Origin of the sequence: Nocardia sp. XZ_19_385 (assembly GCF_015355755.1) — a bacterium.
Taxonomy (GTDB): Bacteria; Actinomycetota; Actinomycetes; order Mycobacteriales; family Mycobacteriaceae; genus Nocardia.
The window spans coordinates 267,204-287,108 of sequence record NZ_JACVEE010000002.1; the positions used below are offsets into that span (position 1 = coordinate 267,204).

Annotated in this window: 21 protein-coding genes; 9 read left to right on the forward strand and 12 right to left on the reverse strand. The window is 66.4% G+C overall.

Features of this window, described 5'->3' with window-relative positions; translation table 11 throughout:
- Window positions 1-5: 5 nt before the first annotated feature.
- Genes IBX22_RS13890 through IBX22_RS13920 form a run of 7 tightly spaced genes read left to right on the forward strand, consistent with a single transcriptional unit; the run spans window position 6 to window position 7,192 of the window.
- A complete protein-coding gene (locus IBX22_RS13890) occupies window positions 6-2,063 on the forward strand; it encodes an acetyl/propionyl/methylcrotonyl-CoA carboxylase subunit alpha (protein WP_194815999.1) in 2,058 nt (685 codons plus the stop codon).
- Complete coding sequence (locus IBX22_RS13895; protein ID WP_194816000.1) at window positions 2,060-3,220, forward strand: acyl-CoA dehydrogenase family protein; 1,161 nt, start codon at window positions 2,060-2,062, stop codon at window positions 3,218-3,220. Before IBX22_RS13890 ends, IBX22_RS13895 begins: the two co-directional genes overlap by 4 nt.
- On the forward strand, window positions 3,217-3,687 hold the full coding sequence (locus IBX22_RS13900) for a MaoC family dehydratase (RefSeq protein ID WP_194816001.1): 471 nt from the start codon (window positions 3,217-3,219) through the stop codon (window positions 3,685-3,687). Before IBX22_RS13895 ends, IBX22_RS13900 begins: the two co-directional genes overlap by 4 nt.
- A complete protein-coding gene (locus IBX22_RS13905; protein ID WP_194816002.1) occupies window positions 3,684-4,496 on the forward strand; it encodes a CoA ester lyase in 813 nt (270 codons plus the stop codon). The genes IBX22_RS13900 and IBX22_RS13905 overlap by 4 nt, the downstream gene beginning before the upstream one ends.
- A gap of 21 nt (window positions 4,497-4,517) precedes the next feature.
- On the forward strand, window positions 4,518-6,455 hold the full coding sequence (locus IBX22_RS13910) for an acetoacetate--CoA ligase (RefSeq protein ID WP_194816003.1): 1,938 nt from the start codon (window positions 4,518-4,520) through the stop codon (window positions 6,453-6,455).
- A gap of 54 nt (window positions 6,456-6,509) precedes the next feature.
- Window positions 6,510-6,761 carry a type II toxin-antitoxin system Phd/YefM family antitoxin gene (locus IBX22_RS13915; RefSeq protein WP_194816004.1) on the forward strand — a complete coding sequence of 84 codons (252 nt, stop codon included), beginning with the start codon at window positions 6,510-6,512 and terminating at the stop codon, window positions 6,759-6,761.
- Window positions 6,758-7,192: a type II toxin-antitoxin system VapC family toxin gene (locus tag IBX22_RS13920; protein WP_194816005.1), complete on the forward strand. Its 435-nt coding sequence runs from the start codon at window positions 6,758-6,760 to the stop codon at window positions 7,190-7,192. The genes IBX22_RS13915 and IBX22_RS13920 overlap by 4 nt, the downstream gene beginning before the upstream one ends.
- On the opposite strand, the gene IBX22_RS13925 is transcribed toward IBX22_RS13920, so the two are convergent.
- Window positions 7,189-7,560, reverse strand: a complete 372-nt coding sequence (locus IBX22_RS13925) for a hypothetical protein (protein WP_194816006.1) — start codon at window positions 7,558-7,560, stop codon at window positions 7,189-7,191. The genes IBX22_RS13920 and IBX22_RS13925 overlap by 4 nt on opposite strands.
- Window positions 7,561-7,650: 90 nt before the next feature.
- Between IBX22_RS13925 and IBX22_RS13930 the strand changes: the two genes are divergently transcribed.
- Together IBX22_RS13930 and IBX22_RS13935 are read left to right on the forward strand one after the other, a co-directional pair.
- Complete coding sequence (locus tag IBX22_RS13930; RefSeq protein WP_194816007.1) at window positions 7,651-8,883, forward strand: TetR/AcrR family transcriptional regulator; 1,233 nt, start codon at window positions 7,651-7,653, stop codon at window positions 8,881-8,883.
- Window positions 8,884-9,010: 127 nt separating this feature from the next.
- Window positions 9,011-10,243 carry a TetR/AcrR family transcriptional regulator gene (locus tag IBX22_RS13935; RefSeq protein ID WP_194816008.1) on the forward strand — a complete coding sequence of 411 codons (1,233 nt, stop codon included), beginning with the start codon at window positions 9,011-9,013 and terminating at the stop codon, window positions 10,241-10,243.
- On the opposite strand, the gene IBX22_RS13940 is transcribed toward IBX22_RS13935, so the two are convergent.
- The 11 genes from IBX22_RS13940 to IBX22_RS13990 are packed head-to-tail and all read right to left on the reverse strand — an operon-like array spanning window position 10,244 to window position 19,810.
- Window positions 10,244-10,876: a hypothetical protein gene (locus tag IBX22_RS13940; protein WP_194816009.1), complete on the reverse strand. Its 633-nt coding sequence runs from the start codon at window positions 10,874-10,876 to the stop codon at window positions 10,244-10,246.
- A gap of 12 nt (window positions 10,877-10,888) precedes the next feature.
- Window positions 10,889-12,067 (reverse strand): MCE family protein, encoded by a 1,179-nt coding sequence (locus tag IBX22_RS13945; protein ID WP_194816010.1) that lies wholly within the window; start codon window positions 12,065-12,067, stop codon window positions 10,889-10,891.
- The gene (locus IBX22_RS13950) at window positions 12,064-13,152 is read right to left on the reverse strand and encodes an MCE family protein (RefSeq protein WP_194816011.1); all 1,089 of its coding nucleotides are present in this window, start codon (window positions 13,150-13,152) and stop codon (window positions 12,064-12,066) included. Before IBX22_RS13950 ends, IBX22_RS13945 begins: the two co-directional genes overlap by 4 nt.
- On the reverse strand, window positions 13,149-14,243 hold the full coding sequence (locus tag IBX22_RS13955; protein ID WP_194816012.1) for an MCE family protein: 1,095 nt from the start codon (window positions 14,241-14,243) through the stop codon (window positions 13,149-13,151). The genes IBX22_RS13950 and IBX22_RS13955 overlap by 4 nt, the downstream gene beginning before the upstream one ends.
- A complete protein-coding gene (locus tag IBX22_RS13960) occupies window positions 14,243-15,250 on the reverse strand; it encodes an MCE family protein (protein WP_194816013.1) in 1,008 nt (335 codons plus the stop codon). Before IBX22_RS13960 ends, IBX22_RS13955 begins: the two co-directional genes overlap by 1 nt.
- A complete protein-coding gene (locus IBX22_RS13965) occupies window positions 15,247-16,269 on the reverse strand; it encodes an MlaD family protein (protein ID WP_194816014.1) in 1,023 nt (340 codons plus the stop codon). Before IBX22_RS13965 ends, IBX22_RS13960 begins: the two co-directional genes overlap by 4 nt.
- Window positions 16,266-17,672, reverse strand: coding sequence for an MlaD family protein (locus tag IBX22_RS13970; RefSeq protein ID WP_194816015.1), 1,407 nt, complete (start codon window positions 17,670-17,672; stop codon window positions 16,266-16,268). The genes IBX22_RS13965 and IBX22_RS13970 overlap by 4 nt, the downstream gene beginning before the upstream one ends.
- A gap of 9 nt (window positions 17,673-17,681) precedes the next feature.
- A complete protein-coding gene (locus tag IBX22_RS13975; protein ID WP_194816016.1) occupies window positions 17,682-18,545 on the reverse strand; it encodes an ABC transporter permease in 864 nt (287 codons plus the stop codon).
- Between the two features lies 1 nt (window position 18,546).
- A complete protein-coding gene (locus IBX22_RS13980) occupies window positions 18,547-19,401 on the reverse strand; it encodes an ABC transporter permease (protein WP_194816017.1) in 855 nt (284 codons plus the stop codon).
- Entirely contained in the window at window positions 19,398-19,586 is a 189-nt protein-coding gene (locus IBX22_RS13985; protein ID WP_194816018.1) for a hypothetical protein, read from the reverse strand. The genes IBX22_RS13980 and IBX22_RS13985 overlap by 4 nt, the downstream gene beginning before the upstream one ends.
- Window positions 19,586-19,810: a hypothetical protein gene (locus tag IBX22_RS13990; RefSeq protein ID WP_194817670.1), complete on the reverse strand. Its 225-nt coding sequence runs from the start codon at window positions 19,808-19,810 to the stop codon at window positions 19,586-19,588. Before IBX22_RS13990 ends, IBX22_RS13985 begins: the two co-directional genes overlap by 1 nt.
- Window positions 19,811-19,905 lie beyond the last annotated feature (95 nt).

A 19,905-nucleotide genomic window follows, 5' to 3' on the forward strand; every position in this document is an offset into this window, starting at 1 on the left:
GCGACATGTTCAACGAGTTTGATGGATCCCGGCCAAAAGCACGCCGGGATGACGGGGGCGTGGTGCGTTTCGATACCGTACTGGTCGCCAACCGTGGTGAGATCGCGGTGCGCGTCATCCGGACGTTGCGCGCCATGGGAATTCGATCCGTCGCGGTGTACAGCGACGCCGACGCCGACGCACGCCACGTGCTCGAGGCCGACACCGCAGTTCGGCTCGGGCCCGCGCCCGCGCGCGAAAGTTACCTGGCCATCGACAAAGTCGTCGCCGCGGCCGTGCGCACCGGCGCGCAAGCTGTGCACCCGGGCTACGGATTCCTCTCCGAGAACGCCGCTTTCGCCGCCGTGCTGGCCGAGGCGGGGATCGTGTTCCTCGGTCCGCCCGCGCGGGCGATCGAGATCATGGGCGACAAGATCGCCGCCAAGAACACCGTCGCCGCGTTCGATGTACCCGTGGTGCCCGGTATCGCCCGGCCCGGCCTGACCGACGACGAGCTGATCGCGGCGGCCACCGACATCGGCTATCCGGTGCTGGTCAAGCCGTCCGCGGGCGGCGGCGGCAAGGGCATGCGGCTGGTCGAGGACCCGGCGCAACTGCCCGCCGCGCTGGTCAGCGCCCGGCGCGAGGCGGGCGCCGCGTTCGGTGACGACACGCTGTTCCTGGAGCGGTTCGTCACCCGTCCCCGTCACATCGAGGTGCAGGTGCTGGCCGATCAGTTCGGCAACGTCCTGCATCTGGGTGAACGCGAATGCAGCTTGCAGCGCAGGCATCAGAAGGTGATCGAGGAAGCGCCCTCACCGCTGCTGGATGCCGCGACCCGCGCCAGAATCGGTGCGGCGGCCTGCAATACGGCGCGCAGCGTCAACTACGTCGGTGCGGGCACCGTCGAATTCATCGTGTCCGCGGACCGCCCCGACGAGTTCTTCTTCATGGAGATGAACACGCGGCTGCAAGTGGAGCATCCGGTCACCGAGCTGGTCACCGGCGTGGACCTGGTGGAATGCCAGGTGCGGGTGGCGGCGGGCCAGAAGATCGCGGTGGAGCAGGAAGACATCCGCATGACCGGGCACGCCATCGAGGCGCGGGTGTACGCCGAGGATCCCGGTCGCGGATTCCTGCCGACCGGCGGCACGGTGCTCGATCTGTCGGAGCCGGAAGGCCCTGGCGTCCGGGTGGATTCGGGCCTTCGGACCGGGACCGTGGTCGGCAGCGACTACGACCCGATGCTGTCGAAGGTCATCACGCACGCTGCCGACCGGACCGCCGCGATCGCGAAACTCGATCGCGCCCTGGGCGATACGGTGCTGCTCGGCGTCACCACCAACATCGAATTCCTGCGATTCCTGCTGGCCGATCCGGATGTGGCGGCCGGTCGCCTCGACACCGCGCTGCTGGATCGCCGGGTCGGCGACTTCCAACCGGCCGAGGTCGGCGACGACATGTTCCTCGCCGCGGCCACCTATCACTGGCTGCGGAACTGGCCGACCGGTTCGGCGGATCCGTGGACCATGCCGACCGGCTGGCGGATCGGGTCCCCCGCACCCACCACCATTCGGCTCACCGGTGGTGAGCGCACCGAGCACGTGTACTTCACCGGCACGCCCGAGGCGGCCACCGTACACCTGAACAGCGGCGAACCACTGCCGCTCACAGCCACTTACGTGGACGGCGGCGTTGCCATCACCCTGGACGGGCTGCGTCAGGACTACCGAGTCGCCGAACACGATGAGCAGCTGTGGGTTTCGGGCCCCACCGGTATCGCGATGCTGCGCGAGGTTCCCGAAGAACGCGTCCGCAAGGGCGCCGAACAGGTCGGCGACGCCGAAATCCGCAGCCCCATGCCGGGTTCGGTGATCGCGGTGCTCGTCGAGCCGGGCGCCACCGTCGAGGCGGGTGCGCCGATCGTGGTCGTCGAGGCCATGAAGATGGAGCACACGCTCACCGCGCCGACCGCCGGAACGGTCGACATTCTCGCGGCGGCGGGCACGCAGGTCCGCCTGGATCAGCCCCTGGCCCGTATCGCCGCATCGAACACTCCCGCACCAGAAGGACTTCCAGCATGACCGACTTCCTATCGACCGGCACCCTCCCCGAGGACTACCGCGACCTGGCCCTGACCGTGCGCGACTTCGCCAATTCGGTCGTGGCCCCGGTCGCCGCCGAACACGACGCCAACCACACCTTCCCGTACGAGGTCGTCAAGGGCATGGCCGAGATGGGCCTGTTCGGCCTGCCGTTCCCGGAGGAGTTCGGCGGCATGGGCGGTGACTACTTCGCGCTCTGCCTGGCGCTCGAGGAGCTCGGCAAAGTCGACCAGAGCGTCGCGATCACCCTGGAGGCCGGTGTCTCGCTGGGTGCGATGCCGATCTACCGCTTCGGCAACGACAAGCAGAAGCAGGAATGGCTGCCGCAGTTGACCGCCGGGCGCGCCCTCGCCGCGTTCGGCCTGACCGAAGCCGGCGGCGGCAGCGACGCGGGCGCCACTCGCACCACCGCCCGGATCGACAGCGGCGACTGGATCATCAACGGCAGCAAGCAGTTCATCACCAACTCCGGCACCGACATCACCCGCCTGGTGACCGTGACCGCGGTAACGGGCGAGCGCGAGGGCAAGAAGGAGATCTCCACCATCCTGGTGCCCACGGACACCCCGGGGTTCGTCGCCGAACCGGCCTACAACAAGGTCGGCTGGAACGCCTCCGACACCCATCCGCTCAGCTTCACCGACGTGCGGGTCCCCGAGGAGAATCTGCTCGGAGAACGCGGCCGCGGTTACGCCAACTTCCTGCGCATCCTGGACGAGGGCCGCATCGCGATCGCCGCGCTGTCGGTCGGCGCGGCGCAGGGGTGCGTGGACGAGAGCGTGCGCTACGCCAAGGAGCGCGAGGCGTTCGGCCGGACCATCGGCCGCAACCAGGCCATCGCCTTCAAGATCGCCAGAATGGAGGCCCGGGCGCACGCGGCCCGCACCGCCTACTACGACGCCGCCGCGCTGATGCTCGCGGGCAAACCGTTCAAGAAGCAGGCCGCCATCGCCAAACTGGTGGCCAGCGAGGCGGCGATGGACAACGCCCGCGACGCCACCCAGATTTTCGGCGGCTACGGCTTCATGAACGAATACGCTGTCGCCAGGCACTATCGCGACAGCAAGATCCTGGAAATCGGCGAGGGCACAACGGAGGTGCAGCTGATGCTGATCGGGCGGGAGCTAGGTCTGTGAAAAAGATCGAACAGCGCGGTCTCTGGTTCGAGGAATTCGAAACCGAGGTCGTCTACCAGCACCGGCCCGGACGCACCATCACCGAGGCCGACAATGTCCTGTTCACCACGCTGACCATGAACACCCAGGCGCTGCACCTGGACGCGGCCTTCGCCGACAACCAGCCGCCGTTCAACCAGCGGCTGGTGAACTCGATGTTCACGATGTCCACCCTGATCGGGTTGTCGGTGGCGCAGCTGACCCAGGGCACGCTGGTGGCCAATCTCGGGTTCTCCGAGGTCAGCTTCCCGAAGCCGCTGTTCCACGGCGACACCATGTATGCCGAGACCGTTGTCACCGAGAAGCGGGAATCGAAATCCCGTCCGGGCGAAGGGATTGTGACGCTGGTGCATACCGCGCGGAATCAGCACGGCGATGTCGTGGCCACCGCCACCCGCAGCACGCTGGTCCGAAAGCGGCCCGCATGAGTTGGGAGATTGCCGGACCGGCCTGGTTGTTCTGTCCGGCCGATCGTCCGGAGCGCTTCGAAAAGGCCGCGGCGGCAGCCGATGTGGTGATCCTCGATCTCGAAGACGGTGTGGCCGCCGCCGACAAGGCGGCGGCGCGCAAAGCGCTGGTCGACACCTCCTTGGATCCGGAAACCACCGTGGTGCGGCTCAATCCGTACGGGACCGAGGAGCACGCCCTCGACCTGCATGCGCTGGCGCAAACCGGGTACCGGCGGATCATGCTGCCGAAATGCGAATCGGGTGAACAGGTCCGGGCGCTCGCGCACTGCGAGGTGATCGTCCTGATCGAGTCCCCGCTGGGCGCACTGACCGTCGCCGAAGCCGTGCACGTCGACAACGCCATCGGCGTGATGTGGGGCGCCGAGGATCTGGTGGCCGGACTCGGCGGCACCTCCAGCCGGTTCGCCGACGGCAGTTACCGTGAAGTGGCACGGCATGTTCGCTCCACCGCGCTGCTCGCGGCCAAGGCCTACGGCAAGTTCGCGCTCGACTCGGTGTACCTGAACTTTCGTGACCTGGACGGGTTGCGCGCCGAGTCGGAGGACGCGGTGGCGGTGGGCTTCGACGCCAAGGTGGCGATTCATCCCAGCCAGGTCCCGGTCATCCGGACGGCCTACGCGCCCTCGGACGACGAGATCGATTGGGCCCGCAAGGTTCTCGCCGAGGTGCCGAACCACCGCGGCGTCTTCGCGTTCGAGGGCCGGATGGTCGACGCACCGGTCCTGCGCCATGCCGAGCAGGTCCTGCGGCGCGCACAAATCAGCTAGTCAGCAAGGAGAGGTACAGCGATGCAACCACAGTGGGTGCCCACCGAAGCCGATATCGCCGAAGCCCGAGTCACCGATTTCGCGCGATTCGTCGAGGCCCGGACGGGTGTGGCGGCGCCGGATTATCGGGCGCTGTGGCAGTGGTCGGTCGACGACCTGCCCGGCTTCTGGCACGCACTGTGGGACTATTTCGAGCTCGGCGCGATCGATGGAGAAGTGCTGACGAGCACGGAAATGCCCGGGGCACAGTGGTTCCCGGGCACCAAGCTGAACTACGCCGACCAGATCGTCCGGCAGTTCCGCACGGACCGGCCCGCCATCATCGCGCTCCGGGAGGACGCCGAGCCGCGCGAGGTGTCCTGGGCCGAATTGATCGACAGCACTGCCGCTTTCGCCCGGTCGCTGCGCGAACTCGGTGTGCAGCCGGGTGATCGGGTGGCCGGATACCTGCCGAACATCCCGGAAGCAGTGATCGCATTCTTGGCGACCGCGAGCATCGGCGCGGTGTGGAGCGCCTGCGGCCAGGACTATTCGGCCAAGGCGGCTCTGGACCGGCTCGGCCAGCTCGAACCCACCGTGCTGATCACCGCTGACGGCTACCGTTTCGGCGGCAAAGCGCACGACAAGCGGGACGACATCGCTGCCCTGCAAGCAGGATTGGAGTCCCTGAAGGCCACCATCGCGGTCTCGCAACTGGGCTTGGAGGTTCCCGAAACGATCTCCTGGGCCGAGGCGATCGCCGACACCGGCAACAACGCCGCGGTCATCGAAACCGAAGTGCTCGACTTCGATCACCCGCTGTGGATCGTGTTCTCCTCCGGCACAACGGGTTTGCCGAAGGGCATCGTGCACAGTCACGGCGGTGTGGTGCTCGAGCACCTCAAAGCCGTGGCGCTGCAATCGGATATCGGACCGGACGACACCTTCTTCTGGTACACCAGCCCGAGCTGGATGATGTGGAACTTCCAGGTCGCCGGTCTGCTGACCGGCGCCACCATCGTCACCTACGACGGCAGCCCCACCCATGCCAGCCCAGATGCGCTGTGGCGCATGGCTTCCGAGGTGCGAGCCACCGTGCTCGGCACCAGCCCCGGCTACGTCCTGGCCTGCATCAAGGCGGGCGCGATCCCCCGCACCGACCACGACCTGACCGCCCTGCGCACCGTCGGCATCACCGGCTCCGCGCTGCCGCCGTCCACGGCGCTCTGGCTGGGCGAGAACATCGGTGCACACGTGCAGGTTTCGTCGATCAGCGGCGGCACCGACGTGGTGTCGGCATTCATCGGCGGCGTCCGCACCGTTCCGGTCTGGCCCGGCGAACTGTCCGCGCCCTACCTCGGCGCCGCCCTGGACGCCTTCGACCCCGAAGGCAAGCCGGTCCGCGGCGAGGTCGGCGAACTCGTCATCACCAAACCCATGCCCTCCATGCCGATCCGCTTCTGGAACGACCCGGACGGAAACCGTTACCACGACGCCTATTTCGACATGTTCCCCGGCGTCTGGCGGCACGGCGACTGGATCGAAATCACCGACCACCACAGCGTCGTCGTGCACGGCCGCTCCGACTCCACCCTGAACCGCCACGGCATCCGCATGGGCAGCGCCGACATCTACCAGGCCGTCGAACGCCTCCCCGAAATCACCGAGGCCCTCGTCATCGGCGCCGAACAACCCGACGGCGGCTACTGGATGCCCCTGTTCGTCACCCTCACCCCCGGCACCGACCTCACCGACGACCTGAAGACCCGCATCAACACCACCATCCGCACCGAAGTCTCCCCCCGCCACGTCCCGGACGAGATCCTGCTCGCCCCCGGCATTCCGCACACCCGCACCGGCAAGAAGCTCGAGGTCCCGATAAAGAAGCTCTTCCAGGGCGCGGACCCGGCGCGAGTAGTAGAACGCAGCGCAGTCGACAACCCCGACCTCCTGGATTGGTACGTGCAACAGCGCCCATAGCAGACGCCTATGTGGCTATAATTGAGGCGCAAATGTAGCCATAAAGGAGCGGCCATGGAGATCGGTATTCGAGAGTTGCGAGACAGCCTCAGCCGTCAGCTGGCCGAGGTGCGCTCAGGACGGACGGTAACCGTCACTGATCACGGGAAACCGATTGCCCGCATAGTGCCGGTCGGGCCGACGAAGTTGGAACAGCTCCGCAGCGAAGGACGGATTCAACCTGCGCGCAAGAAGAAGGAGCCGGCCCCGGGGCCGATCAAAGGAACAGGCATGGTCAGCGACCTCATCGATGAGCAGCGCAGATGATCGGGTACCTCGACACCTCCGCCTTCGTCCCCTTGCTGGCCGATGAACCGAGCAGCGAGGCGTGCAACCAGTTCTGGGACGATGCCGACGATATCTTCTCGAGTCGGTTGCTTTACGTGGAAACTGCTGCGGCACTTACCCGAGCACACCGGATGGGACGCATGGATGCCGCGAAACACGCGTCATGCCTACGGCAACTGGATCAGCTATGGCCGCAAATAGCAGTCATCGAAGTCGATGAGAACCTGGTCGTCCATGCCGCGAAATTGACTGCCCTACTTGGCTTGCGCGGATACGACGCCGTCCACTGCGCTTCCGCCGAGAGTCTGGAGGATGCCGATCTCGTACTGGCGTCCGGTGACAAACAACTCCTCGAGGCCAGCAGGCAATTGGGCATCTCAACCTACGACACCAACGCACCCGACGATTAGCTCGCTTGGCGCACGCCTTCTTCGCAGGCGTCCAGCCAGGCCTGCCGGCCGGACGGGAACTGCCCGCCGCCCTCGATACCTTCGATGTAGCCCTGGTCGCAGAAGTTGGCGGGGAGCTGGGTGCCGGATTCGCGGACGGATTCGGCGAGCTGGCGGGCTTCGCGGATGGTGCGGGCGCGGTTCCACTTGTCGCCGTCGGGGTCGATCATGATCACGGCCGTCGGTTCGACGGTGGCGGCCGGGGCGGCGGTGGTCACGGGAATGGGGGCTTCGGATGCGGCGGGTGCGGCGGTCGCGATGTCGCCGCCACACGCGGCCAGGCTCAACGCAGCGGCGGTCACCGCGGTGACGAGGAAGAGCTTCTGCACAAGACGTGATGTTAGCAAGGCGAACCTTGTCGGCCGTGCTCGGCGACCTGGGCAAATCACCGTCCGGAGCAGGCCGATACCATGTGCGGCATGAGTGTCGACAATCGCCGTACGGCGCGTAAGGCGGTCAGCGGCGACCCGGCACCACGTGAGGTTCGGCGCCGGCCCAAGAATCGGCGCGCCCAGATCGCGGCCGCGTCGGCCGCCGCGTTCGGGTCGCTGGGCTATCACGGCGTGAGCATGGAGGACATCGCCTCCGGGCTCGGCATCAGCTCGGCCGCGCTGTACCGGCACTTTCCGAGCAAGTACGCGCTGTTCCGCGAGGAACTGCTGCGCGTCGGCAACGCGATGACAGAATCGGTGCGCCTGCCCGAGGAGGATGCGCCGGAGCAGCGTTTGCGTCAGGTGATCGATGCGCTCATCGGCTCGACCATCGAGAACCGCGCCAGTGTCACCCTGGTGCGCTGGGAAGGCCGCTACCTGGAGCCGCAGGACCAGGAGATCCTGGCCGGTCTGCAAACCAAGGTGCTCGATGCTCTCGGCGCCCAATTGGCCGCGCTACGACCGGAACTCGACGAAAACGACCGTCGGGCACTGCGCGTCGCCCTGCTGAGCACGATCACCAGCATTGCCGACCATCACGCTTCGATGCCTGCGAAACCGCTTGCCCGACTGCTGAGTTCGGCCTGCTGGACGGTGGCCGAGGCCGACCTGCCCCCGGCCGTGGCCGCGGAACCGCTTGTGGCCGCGGAGATCCCCGATTCCTTCAAGCACGAGCTGCTGCTGCGCAAAGCGGTGGAACTGTTCCACGAGCGCGGCTACCCGAATGTCAGCGTCGAGGAAATCGCCACCGCCGCAGGGCTTTCCGCCGCATCGGCGGTGTACCGGTTCTATCGCGGCAAGTCCGATCTGCTGTCCGCGGCGTTCCGGCGGGCCGCCGAACGAGTCTCCGGCGCGATCGGTCCCGCGGTGGCCGCGGCCGACAGCCCCGAGGCGGCGCTGCGCGCGTTGATCACCCACTATGTCTCGGGTTCGTTCGCCGAGCGCGACCTCACCTTCGTGTATTACACGGAGTTCCAGCATGTTCCGCCGGAGGACCGGACGGTGCTGCGCAATATCCAGCGGCTCAGCGTCGAGGAGTGGGCGCGGCTGCTGCGCGAGGTGCGACCGGAACTCTCGCCCGCCGAGGCGCGCTTCCTGATCCACGCGGCGTTCGCGATCGTGGTGGACCTCGGCCGGGCCTTCGATGCGGAACCGTTCGCGGGGCAGGCGCGAGTGTGCGCGCTGATGGAACTGGTGCTGTTCGGGCGGCCCGGAAAGTAACAACCGCCCGCTGTCAATGTTAACGGCAATTCTTTGCAGACTTTTTGGAAGATGCCGTGCTCCAGACCATCTTGGGGCTTTGTTGTAACGCGCTGTTCCGTGCGTTCGCGTGGGATAACATCGCGGGATGAGTGCCGAGAATCGCCGCGCCGCGCGCGAAGGTGAGACGCCCCGGGTACGCCGGCGGCCGCGCGATCGGCGGGCCCAGATCGCGGCCGCCTCGGCGGAGGCGTTCGGCGCGCTCGGCTATCACGGGGTGAGCATGGAGGACATCGCGTCCCGGCTCGACATCACCTCCACGGCGCTCTACCGGCACTACCCCAGCAAGTACGCGCTGTTCCGGGAAGAGGCGCTGCGCCTGAGCGCGCTCAGCGCGGAGGCGGTGCGGCTGCCCCCGGCGCTCGCGAGTTCCACTGCGGCACATCAGCTTCAGCACATCGTCGATGCGCTGATCGCCAAGTCGATCACCAATCGCCGCAGCGCCGCACTGCTGCGCTGGCAGAGCCGTTACCTGGAGCCGGACGACTATCAAATCCTGATCGAGCACCTGGTCCGCACCTACGCGGTACTCGGCAAGCTGCTCGGGGAAACGCGGAATGATCTGGACGGCGCGGACCGCGCGGTATTGGCGACCGCCGCGTTGAGCGTGATCGGCAGCATCTCCGATCACCACGTCTCGGTGCCCGCACGCGCACTGGCGAACCTGCTGCGGTCGGCCTGCGCGGCCGTCTTCGAAGCCGACCTGCCCCCAATCCGCGACGAGCCGGAACCCGTTGGCACATCGGAGGTTCCGCTCACGTTCAAACACGAACTCTTGCTGAAGCGCGCTATCGAACTGTTCCATGAGCGCGGTTACCCCAACGTGAGCGTCGAAGACATCGCCACCGCCGCCGGGCTGCCCGCCTCCTCGGCGGTGTACCGGTTCTATCGCGGCAAGGGCGACATCCTCGCCGCCGCGTTCCGCCGTGCGGCAGACCGGGTTTCGGCGGCGATCGGACCCGCCATCGCCGAGTCCGACGGCCCCGAGCAGGCCCTCACCACGCTGATCGAGTTATACGTAGCCGGATCGTTCGAAGAACGCGAGCTGACCTTCGTCTACTACGCCGAGATCAGCAACGTCCCTGCCGACGACCGCACCGTGCTGCGAAACATCCAGCGGCTCAACGTCGAAGAGTGGGCCAAGCTCCTCGCCGGCGTGCGCCCGGAGCTGACCGCCGCCGAAGCCCGGGTCCTGGTGCACGCCGCCCTCGCGCTGGTGGTCGACCTGGGCCAGTGGCTCGGCCCCGACAACCCGATCTGTGACCGCTCCCGGGTCACCCGGCTGATGCAGGTCATCCTCTTCGGGCGGCCCGCCGCCTGACTACTGCTGCTGGCCGGGAGCCAGGGGTGAGTTGACCTTGTTGACCAGCCACTTGCCGTCGGCCTTCTCCAGGCGCATCACCATGGAGAGCTGACCGGGGGCAGGCTTGCCCTGGGTGCCGAGGCTGGTGATGGTCTGGCCGATGACGACGATGGCCTCCGCGGAGTTCTCGTCGCCGGTCTTGATGGCGCACTGGACGTCGGTGGTCTTCGAGACCACCTGGCCTTGGGAGAGAACTTCTTTCAGTTCCTTGCTGGTGTCGCCGAACTGCTTCTTCCAGTCGCCGGTGGCGCCATCGAGGACCGCCGCGAAATAGGTGTCCAGATTCTTGGCGTCGTAGTCGGACAGGATCGGAGCGTACTTGCACGCGGCGGCTTGGGCGTCCTCGCGGGCTTGGATCAGTTTGTCGCCCTGGCGATCCTGTAGGAAGAAGTAGACCGAGGTGGCGACGGCAGCACCGATCGCGACGCCCGCGGCGGCGCGCAAGGCAATCGCGCGGGTGCGCGCCGAGACGCGCGGCTCCGGCGTTTTCAACTCCGCTACCGGCTCTTTCGGGGCTTCGGTTGCCTCCGGTGCGGAGTCCTTGGCTAACGACACCGCTTCGTCTGTCGTGCCGGTTTCCGTGTCACTCATATACTTTCGTTCCTATCTGCCGGGGACGGGCTGGGAGAGTTCATTTCCGGTCACACCGGGCGGCGGCCCGGAGCCGTTGTCCGGCACGTTGGGCCGGGGTGCGTTGGCCGAGCCGCGGACCTGCAGGGCCGGGTTGTCGGTGACGCAGTAGTTGTAGAGCCGCACCCGGGTATCGGTGGTGGCCAGGGTCGGGACGACGGGGATGGTGTCGTAGTCGCAGGTGGGTCGCGGCCAGGGATCCACCAGGGTGTGGAAGGCGTTGTCCCAGACCGGAATACCGAGCGCGGCCGATCCTTCGCGGAGTGCGGGGAACAGGGTCGCGATGGCCGGGGCGCGGAGTTTCGCCGCCTTGGTGATCGCGACGAAGTTGGTGACCAGGTTAGTGATCGGGTCGTGGGATTCCTGGATGAACCCGCCGAGGGTGGCGAGCTGGCCGGGAGCCAGCTCCAGGAAGGCCCGCACCTCCTGATCGGCGGCGGTGAGCTGCTCGAACAGCGCGCCCGCGCCGGTGGTCAGGGTGGTGAGGTCGGGCTGGGCGTGTGAGGTGGTCTCGGCGATCACCTCGAGGTTCTCGATCAGTTGCCGGGTCTGCGGCAGCAGGTCGTTGAGCCCGGCCATGGCGCGGCTGATCCCGGAGATCATGTTGCGCAAGCGATCCGGACCGCCTGCAAGCGCCTTGTCGAGCTCGTTGATGATCACATTGAGCCGCTGCGGGTTCATGCCACCGATCAGACCGCTCATGTTCGCGAGCACGGACTGCACGGTCACCGGCGTCTTGGTGGCGGACATGTCGACCACCGACCCATCGGCCAGATACGGACCGGTGTCGGAATCGGGCCGGAAGTCCAGATACTGCTCCCCGGCTGCCGACAACCGGCCGACGGCCACCACGCCGCCGACGGGGATCTTCGCGCTGCCCTCGATTTCGGCGACCGCCGCGATGCCGGCGCCCGATACCCGCACCTCGCCGACCCGGCCGACCCGCACACCCCGGAAGGTGACATCGTTATTCGCGAGCAGCCCACCGGAATTCGCCAGCTCCACGGTCACCGAGTAGCTGTTCGACAACGGATCGAACCGCAGCACCGCCCCGGCCAGATAGGCCGAACCGGCAATGAGCACCAGGACCAGTCCGACATTGGCGACCGCGACTCGGCGACGAACCAGCCACTCCCACAACGGAATTCTCATCGCGGACCGTCCTGCTGCGGCGGACTCTGCAATCGGCCGATCACCTTCTCGAGCACTTGCGCGAGGCTGCCGACGAACGCGGGCACATCGCCGAGCTCCGGTGCGCGGCTGCCCGCCGGGTCGGTGAGCGCACCGATACTGAGAAACGACACCGTCGCCGCCACCGACAGCGCCGGTCCCTGGAAGGACGCCATGATCGAGGGATACGACTGATCGAACCGCTCGAGCGCCTGCCCGAGTTCGTCACCCATCTGCGTGAATCCGGACATCAGCTTCTGGATGCTGTCGAACAGGCTGACGAACTCCGGTCCGGTGGTTTCGGTGAAGTCGCCGAGTGCGGCCATGGTCACCGATACCTTGCTGATCAGCTGGGCGATATCCCGGTTGTTCGCGGCGAACAAGCCGAGCAGGCCGGGGAAGGTGTCCGCGGCCTGCCCGAGTTCGGCTTTCCGCTTCGCCAATTCACCAGTGAGTACGGTGAGGCCGCTCAGCATGCTGTCGATATCGCCGGTGCGCTGGTTGAGCGCGGTGATCACACTGCTCATTTCGGTGAGCAGATGCGCCAGCTGCGGTGCGCGACCGCCGACCATGGAGTTCATCTCGGCGGTGATCTTCGCGGCCTGATTGAGCCCACCGCCGTTGAGCAGCATGGAGATCGACACCATCAGCTGTTCCACCGAGGCGCCCGCGGCGGTGTGCTCGGTGCCGATGGTGTCACCGGCTTTCAGGATTTCGGCGTTCGGCTGTGCCGCGGGCAGGGTCATCGCGATGAAGATGTCGCCGAGCGGGGTGGCCTGGCGCAGCTCGGCGATGGTGCCGCGGGGCAGCCGAATGTCCTCGCGGATCAGCATTTCCACGTCGGCGACGAAGTTGATGGTGTCGATGCCGGTGACCACGCCGATGTCGGTGCCGCCGATCTTCACGTGCGCGCGGTCCGGCAGGTTCAGCGCGTCTTGGAAGGTGGCGTGAATGGTGTAGCCGGGCGCGCCGATGCCCGGTTTGGGCAGGGGCACGTTGTCGACGGTGACCGCACACCCGGAGGCGGCGCTCGCGACGAGCAGCGCCGCGCAGATTCGCCTGATCATTTGGTAATCCCCAGCAGTGCGGCGGTGAGCCCGAAGTCGGGCCCCATGTCTTGGATCTTGCCGGTGCGGCAGCCGTCGAGGCGCATCTGGATGCGCTCGCAGAACAGCGCCAGCGCCTCACCGTCGAGCACGGCCTTGTCGAGCAGTCCGTGCAGGCGCAGCGCCCGATGTTCGGTGCTCATCGCATTGGAGAGGTTCTGGAAGAACAGCGGTGTGACGTCCACGATCTCGGTGAGCCCGCGCGCGTTCGCGCGCATCTGCTCGGTGATGGTGACGAACCGGCTCAGCGCACCGGCCAGCTGATCCTGATTCTGGCCGACCACCGCCGAGGTATTGGCGACGAAATCGTTCAACTGCGTGAGCACCGCGTGCAGGCCCGGTGACTGGTCGCCCATCAGCTGCACGAGTTCGGTCAGCCGGCCGCTGAAATCGCGCACGGTCTGATCATTGCCGGCCACGATCTGGGTGATCTCGTTGAGCTTGATGATCGTGTTGGCGATCTGATCCTTGTTGGCCAGCGACACCTCGAACGCCGCGGACAACGAGTCCAGGGTTTGGGCGAGCCGGTCGCCGTTGCCGTCGAGCAGCGGGAACAGCACCCGGCTGGCCATCGGCCCGTTCTCGTTGTCGCCCTTCAGCGCCGCGCCGAGCTGATCGAAGTTCTGCAGGATCCGATCGAGTTCGACCGGAGTCCTGGTGCGCGCCAGCGGAATATGCGCGCCGTCGGCGAGTGTGGGCCCGCTGCCGGTGTAGGCGGGCGCCAGCTCGACGTGCCGGTTGGTGATCAGCTGCGGCGAGACCAGTGCCGCGATTGCCTCGGCATGGACGGGCACGTCCTTGTCGATGGACATGGTCACCTGGACATAGCTGCCCTTGGCCACCACGGTGTCCACCTGCCCGACCGGCACACCGAGGATCGCCACCTCGTTGCCCGCGTACAGCCCGGCGACATTCTCGAAATCCGCACTGATGTGCATTCTTTCGCCGAGATACTGCTCGGGCAGCTTGCTCAGGCTCTCGGGCAGCAGCGAGCACCCCGAGGCCACGGACGCGGCCACGCAGAGCACGGCCAGTTTCACCACTTTGACCATCAGTTGCACCCCGGAACCGCTTGCGCGAAACACAGCCAGTTGTCCGGGAAAACCCAAGGGGCCCAGACATCTCCGTACGGACCGTTGCCGAGCGCGTTGTTGAACTGGCGCACCGCCACCGGCATGATCTCGTAGAGCCGGTCCAGGTTCGCCCGGTTCTTCTGTAAGCCCTCGGTCATCGTGTTCAGGTTCTGGATCAGCGGGCCGAGCTGACCGTTGTTCTCGATCCCCATCTCCTGCAGCAGACCAGAGAGCTGGGCGACGTTGTCGAGCAACTGGCGCAACATGTTCTGGCGCAGCGCCACCGCGTTGCCGATCGCCTCACCGCGAGTCAGCAAGAGCAGCACGCTGTTCCGGTTGTCCGACACCAGCTGCGAGACCGCGTCCAGGTTCTTCAGCAGCGAGTCGACCTCGTCGCGGCGGTCGTTGATCACCTTGGCCAGCGCGCCGATACTGTCCAGCGCGGCGACGGTGAGCTGCGGCGAGTCACCCATCTGCCGGTCCAGCAGATCCAGGGACTGGCGCAGTTTCACCGGGTCGATGCGTTCGATCCGCTCGAAGGAGTGCTTGTACTGCGGGTCCTGGATGACCTTGCCGAGGTTGTAGGGCACGGCCGTGTTCGCCAGCCGGATCGTGTTGTCCGGCAGCCCTTTACCGTCACCAGGTGTGAGCTCGATGTGCAGCCGCCCGAGGATCGTCGACATCTTGATCGCGGCACGCGCGTTCGCGCCCAGCCGCAGATCCCGGCGCACCCGCAACTCGACGATCACCTTGTCGTTGACCAGCCGCACCGCCTTGACCGCGCCGACCTCGATCCCCGACACGTCCACCGTCGCGCCCGCCCGCAGCCCCGCGGCCTGCGCGAACTCGGCCTGAATCGTCTTGTCGCTGACCCGGGCCTGCGACAGTGCGCTCGACCCCGCCAGCAGCGCCACCACGGCGACCGCCGCCAGTACACCGAGCCACAGCGGCCGGTTCTCCGAATAACGCGGTACCCGGATCCTCATCGGCACACCTCCGATTGCGATTCGCCGCCGATCTGCGAAATCAGTCCGGGCGGCAGCAGCACGCCCCACAGCGACACATCGAGGCGGCAGATATAGGCATTGGCGTAGCCGCCATAACTGGTGAAGCGGGCCAGGGCATTGAGCAACGCGGGCAACTGCACCGCCGCCTTGTCCAGCGCGGCGCCGTTGAGCAGCAGCAGCGCGACACCGGTAGTGGCATCGTCCTGCGCCCGCGCCAGATCCGGCTTCACCTGATCGATCAGGGCAACAAGAGAATTGGTGGACTGCGCGACCTGATCGACGGAGTGCTTCAACGATTCGCCCTCCGCGTACAGCGCCTCCACCAGAGCGCGTGATTGCGTGATCAGGGTTTCCAGTTCCTGCGTGCGATTGGCCAATCCGGCGATCACACTGCTCAGGTTGCCGATCACGTCACCGAGGATGCGATCACGCTGGCCGAAGGTGGCGGCCAGATCCGCTGCCTGCGTGATCAGGGTGCTGAGCGAAACGCCATCACCTTGCAAGGCCTGGATCAAGGTTTCCGACAGCGAGTTGATCTGATCCGGTTGCAGCACGCTGAACAGTGGTTCGAAACCCGAAAGCAGCGAGGACACATCGAAGGACGGCTCGGTGCGTTCCAACGGGATATGCCCGCCGGCCGGCAGCGGCTGCCCCTCTTCCTTGCCCGGCGTCAGCGCGATATAGCGCTGCCCGATCAAATTCTGATACCGCACAAGCGCTTTGGTCGAGGTGCTCAGCCGCTGCCGGGACTGGATCCGGATGTCGATGCGCGCCTTGTAGTCCGGCTCGAAATCGATCTTGTCCACCCGGCCGACCCGGACACCCGCCATGCGAACGTCGTCGCCCACCCGGACACCCATCACGTCGGAGAAGGTGGCCGAATAGGTGCTGGTGTCCCCCGGCACCGACCGTTGCAGGGTGGACCAGATGGTGTAGGTCAGTGTGATCGCCAGCACCGCGAACAGGCTGAACCCGATCAGTGCCTTCCCGGATTTCACCGGTTACCCCCCGAGGTCTCGTACACGGTGACACTGCCGCCCGCCAGCAACGGTGTGAGCAGCAGCAATTGCGCGGCGGTCGGCTGACCGCCGACGATCGCGGCGACGCCCGCGTAACCACGACCGGCCGCGATCGGGCGCACACCCGGAGCGGCACCGTTGTCCGCCGCGGGCGCTGTCAGCCCTGGAATAGCGGGCAGGCCGGGGATGGCGATGCCCGGCAGACCTGGGATCGAGACACCAGGCAGCCCGGGGACCGCGGGCACCGGCGCGGGACCGGCGGCATCGAGCCACCGCGGCGCCAGCTGGGCCGGATACTCCTGCGCCGGTGCGACTTCCGGCACCGAGGAGCCACCACAGCGCGGACCGGCGACCTCGCCGTAGCGCGGGCAATCCTGCGCGGTGTACTGCTGGAACGGCGTGAAGCTCACGTCCATCGCCCACACCATCTGCTTGCTGGGCCCGAAGTGGAACACCGTGGCCAGCCTGGCCAGCGCCGCGTTCAGGTTGCGCACGGTGGCGGGAATCGCGTCCGTCTCCTGGGCCAGGCTGCCGAAGAGCTGATCCAGTCCGGGCACCAGTTCCTTCGCGGAGTTCGGATTCGCCGCGAACAAGCCGTTCACCGAATCGATCGTGTTGCTCGCATTGGACAGCAGCGCGATCAGATTGGCCCGGCCTTCGGTGAGTGTGCGCGCGGCGGTCACGGATTCGGCCAGCACCCCGACCAGCTCCGGTGCGGATCGGCTCAGTTCTGTTGTCGCTCGGCCCAGGTCACCGAGCAGGTTCCCGATGCCCGGCGTGGCGTGTATCTGAGTCAGCCAGTTGTCGAGCCGCTCGATCGTCGAACCCGGTACGCGTGCACCGGGATCCAGTGCCGCCGCCAAGGTGGCGAGCACCCGGCCGAGCTTCTCCGGCTGGATATTGTCGAGCACGTCGCGCAGCACGGTCAGCGTGGTCTGCAACTGGGTGGTGCCGAGGCTGGTGTCTTCGGGAATGATCGCACCCGCTGCCAGCTTGGCCGGTGAGGAGCCGTTGTCGACCAGTTCGATCGCGGTGACACCGAAGATGTTGCTGGGGATGGGCCGCGCGGTGACGTTCGCCGGAATCGTGTGCGCGACAGTTGGTTTCAGGTGAATGCTGGCGCGCTGGCGTGCCCCCTTGGCGACCACCTCCACGTCCGCGACACTGCCGACCACCATGCCGCGGAACTTCACGTCAGCATGTTCGGGCAGGCCGTCGCCGGTACTGGTCAATTCGGCGACTACCGGGACCTTCTTGTCGAAGTACCCGTTGTAGCGCAGCATCAGCAATGCGAGCGCCACCGCGAAGGCCAGCACCATCGCGATACCGGCGAGCGTGAGATGCCGGGCGGTGGGGCCCCGGCCACTGGGATCGAGCAACATCTCCGGCCCCTATCCCGAGATCCGGAAACCGGGATCGATACCCCAGATAGCCAGGGTCATGAACAAATTCGCGAAGACCATGACGACGATCACCATCTTGATCGCCTGCCCGGCCGCCACCCCGACGCCTTCCGGTCCGCCGCTGGCGACGAAGCCGTAGTAGCACTGGATGAACGTCGCGAGCAGCACGAACACCACCACTTTGAGGATCGAGAAGAACACATCCGGTCCGATGAGGAACTGGAAGAAATAGTGGTCATAGGTGCCCGCCGAGGTGCCGCCGAGGAACAGCACCGACAGCTTGGTCGCCAGGTAGGCGGTGGCCAGGCCGACGGTGTAGAGCGGGATGATGGTCAGCGTCGCGGCGATCATCCGGGTGCTCACCAGGTAGGGCAGCGGACGGATGGCGATGGACTCCAGCGCGTCGATCTCCTCGGAGATCCGCATCGAGCCGAGCTGCGCGGTGAACCGGCAGCCCGCCTGAATCGCGAAGGCCAGGGTCGCCAGGATCGGGGCGAGTTCGCGCGTGGTCGCGAAGCCGGAGATCGCGCCGGTCAGCGGGCCCATGGTGAGCAGGTTCAGCGCGGTGAACGACTCCATGCCGACGGTGATGCCGCCGAACGCGCACAGGATTATCACCACGCCGACGGTGCCGCCACCGACCACCAGCGACCCGTTGCCCCAGCCGACGTCGGCGGTCAGGCGCAGCACTTCCTTGCGATAGTGCTTGGTCACGAAGGGAATCGCGGCCAGTGCCCGGAAGAAGGTGATGGCCTGATGGCCCAGCCGCTGATTCGCCCGGTACGGCGCCCCGGCGACCGCGCCGGCCAGCCGGAACGGCTGCAGCGCGGGCGGGGTGTATCTGCTGCCCACCTCAGATCACCTTGGTCGGGAAGAGGGTGTTGTACAGCTGGGTCAGGATGATGTTGGTCGCGAACAGCATGAGCGCGGAGGTGACGACCGCCGAGTTCACCGCGTTCGCGACACCACCGGGCCCACCTTTGGCGTGTAAGCCGATGTCGCAGGCGATGATCGCAGTGAGTGCACCGAAGATCGCCGCCTTCACCAGGGCGACGATGAGATCGTTGGCGACGGCGAACGACGCGAATGACGCGATGAACGAGCCCGGCGTGCCGGACTGGGCGTAGACGTTGAACATGTAGGACGTCGCGAAGCCGACGAACACGACGAACCCGCACAGCAGCATGCTGACCAGCACCGCCGCCACCAGCCGCGGCGCGACCAGGCGGCGCACCGGATCCACGCCCATCACCCGCATGGCGTCGATCTCCTCGCGGATGGTTCGCGAGCCCAGATCCGCGCAGATGGCCGAACCCACAGCACCCGCGATCATCAGCGAGGTCACCAGCGGCGCACCCTGCCGGATGATGCCCAGCCCGGCGACCGCGCCGATAAACGTAGTCGCGCCGACCTGATTCACCAGCGCGCCGACCTGAATCGACACCACCACGGCAATGGGTATCGCGACCACCACCGTGGGCGCGGCGGAGACGTTCGACATGAACGCGCACTGCTTGATGAATTCCTGATACGGGAACCGACGCGCGGCCAGCGCGCGGAACAGTTCGATCACCGCGTCACGACCCAGCATCACCTGGCGCCCAAGGGTTTCCAGCGACCGCTGCGGGTGCCGCTGCCACAGCCCCCGCAGATCACGCAGCGCGAGTTCGAGATCGGTCTGTTTCGGTGGCCGTTCGGTAATCGTCATGCTCCCCCACTCAGTTCCTGCTCCAGCAGCACCAGACCGAAGCCCACCGCCGCCAGCCCAGCCGCGGCCATGCTCAGCACGGCGAGCCAAAGGCCCAGGCGCAGCACCGGATTGACCTTCATACGCCCACCGAGGATCTTGATCACGATGACCAAGATGTCGATGAGCCGGACCAGCAGCATCATCAGGTCATATACACATTCGAGAAGGTGAGCACCGGCCAGCACACGATCGAACCGAGAAACGAGACGACGACGTCGATGCCGTGCATGTTCTTCAGGTGACTGGTGTGGGTCAGCGTCCAGATCAAGCCGATCAGGCCATAGGGGATGCCGAGGAGGATGAGGGTGCCGAGAAACTCGGAGACCTTCATCTCGTAGCTGAACAGGCGATCCAGCTTCTGGAGCATGGGCATGGCTCGGTATGTTACGCACGACACAGTCGAATTAGGAAGAACTTGAGCATACTTAGTTCCAGGATTCTCGCGCTGTAGTGCTGAATAAG

Excerpts from the sequence above, each read along its gene's own strand:
- IBX22_RS13890 (WP_194815999.1), top strand. The coding sequence starts at position 6 with ATGTTCAACGAGTTTGATGGATCCCGGCCAAAAGCACGCCGGGATGAC.
- IBX22_RS13895 (WP_194816000.1), top strand. The coding sequence starts at position 2,060 with ATGACCGACTTCCTATCGACCGGCACCCTCCCCGAGGACTACCGCGAC.
- IBX22_RS13905 (WP_194816002.1), top strand. The coding sequence starts at position 3,684 with ATGAGTTGGGAGATTGCCGGACCGGCCTGGTTGTTCTGTCCGGCCGAT.
- IBX22_RS13910 (WP_194816003.1), top strand. The coding sequence starts at position 4,518 with ATGCAACCACAGTGGGTGCCCACCGAAGCCGATATCGCCGAAGCCCGA.
- IBX22_RS13915 (WP_194816004.1), top strand. The coding sequence starts at position 6,510 with ATGGAGATCGGTATTCGAGAGTTGCGAGACAGCCTCAGCCGTCAGCTG.
- IBX22_RS13920 (WP_194816005.1), top strand. The coding sequence starts at position 6,758 with ATGATCGGGTACCTCGACACCTCCGCCTTCGTCCCCTTGCTGGCCGAT.
- IBX22_RS13930 (WP_194816007.1), top strand. The coding sequence starts at position 7,651 with ATGAGTGTCGACAATCGCCGTACGGCGCGTAAGGCGGTCAGCGGCGAC.
- IBX22_RS13935 (WP_194816008.1), top strand. The coding sequence starts at position 9,011 with ATGAGTGCCGAGAATCGCCGCGCCGCGCGCGAAGGTGAGACGCCCCGG.
- IBX22_RS13940 (WP_194816009.1), bottom strand. The coding sequence starts at position 10,876 with ATGAGTGACACGGAAACCGGCACGACAGACGAAGCGGTGTCGTTAGCC.
- IBX22_RS13945 (WP_194816010.1), bottom strand. The coding sequence starts at position 12,067 with ATGAGAATTCCGTTGTGGGAGTGGCTGGTTCGTCGCCGAGTCGCGGTC.
- IBX22_RS13950 (WP_194816011.1), bottom strand. The coding sequence starts at position 13,152 with ATGATCAGGCGAATCTGCGCGGCGCTGCTCGTCGCGAGCGCCGCCTCC.
- IBX22_RS13955 (WP_194816012.1), bottom strand. The coding sequence starts at position 14,243 with ATGGTCAAAGTGGTGAAACTGGCCGTGCTCTGCGTGGCCGCGTCCGTG.
- IBX22_RS13960 (WP_194816013.1), bottom strand. The coding sequence starts at position 15,250 with ATGAGGATCCGGGTACCGCGTTATTCGGAGAACCGGCCGCTGTGGCTC.
- IBX22_RS13970 (WP_194816015.1), bottom strand. The coding sequence starts at position 17,672 with ATGTTGCTCGATCCCAGTGGCCGGGGCCCCACCGCCCGGCATCTCACG.
- IBX22_RS13980 (WP_194816017.1), bottom strand. The coding sequence starts at position 19,401 with ATGACGATTACCGAACGGCCACCGAAACAGACCGATCTCGAACTCGCG.
- IBX22_RS13985 (WP_194816018.1), bottom strand. The coding sequence starts at position 19,586 with ATGATGCTGCTGGTCCGGCTCATCGACATCTTGGTCATCGTGATCAAG.
- IBX22_RS13990 (WP_194817670.1), bottom strand. The coding sequence starts at position 19,810 with ATGCTCCAGAAGCTGGATCGCCTGTTCAGCTACGAGATGAAGGTCTCC.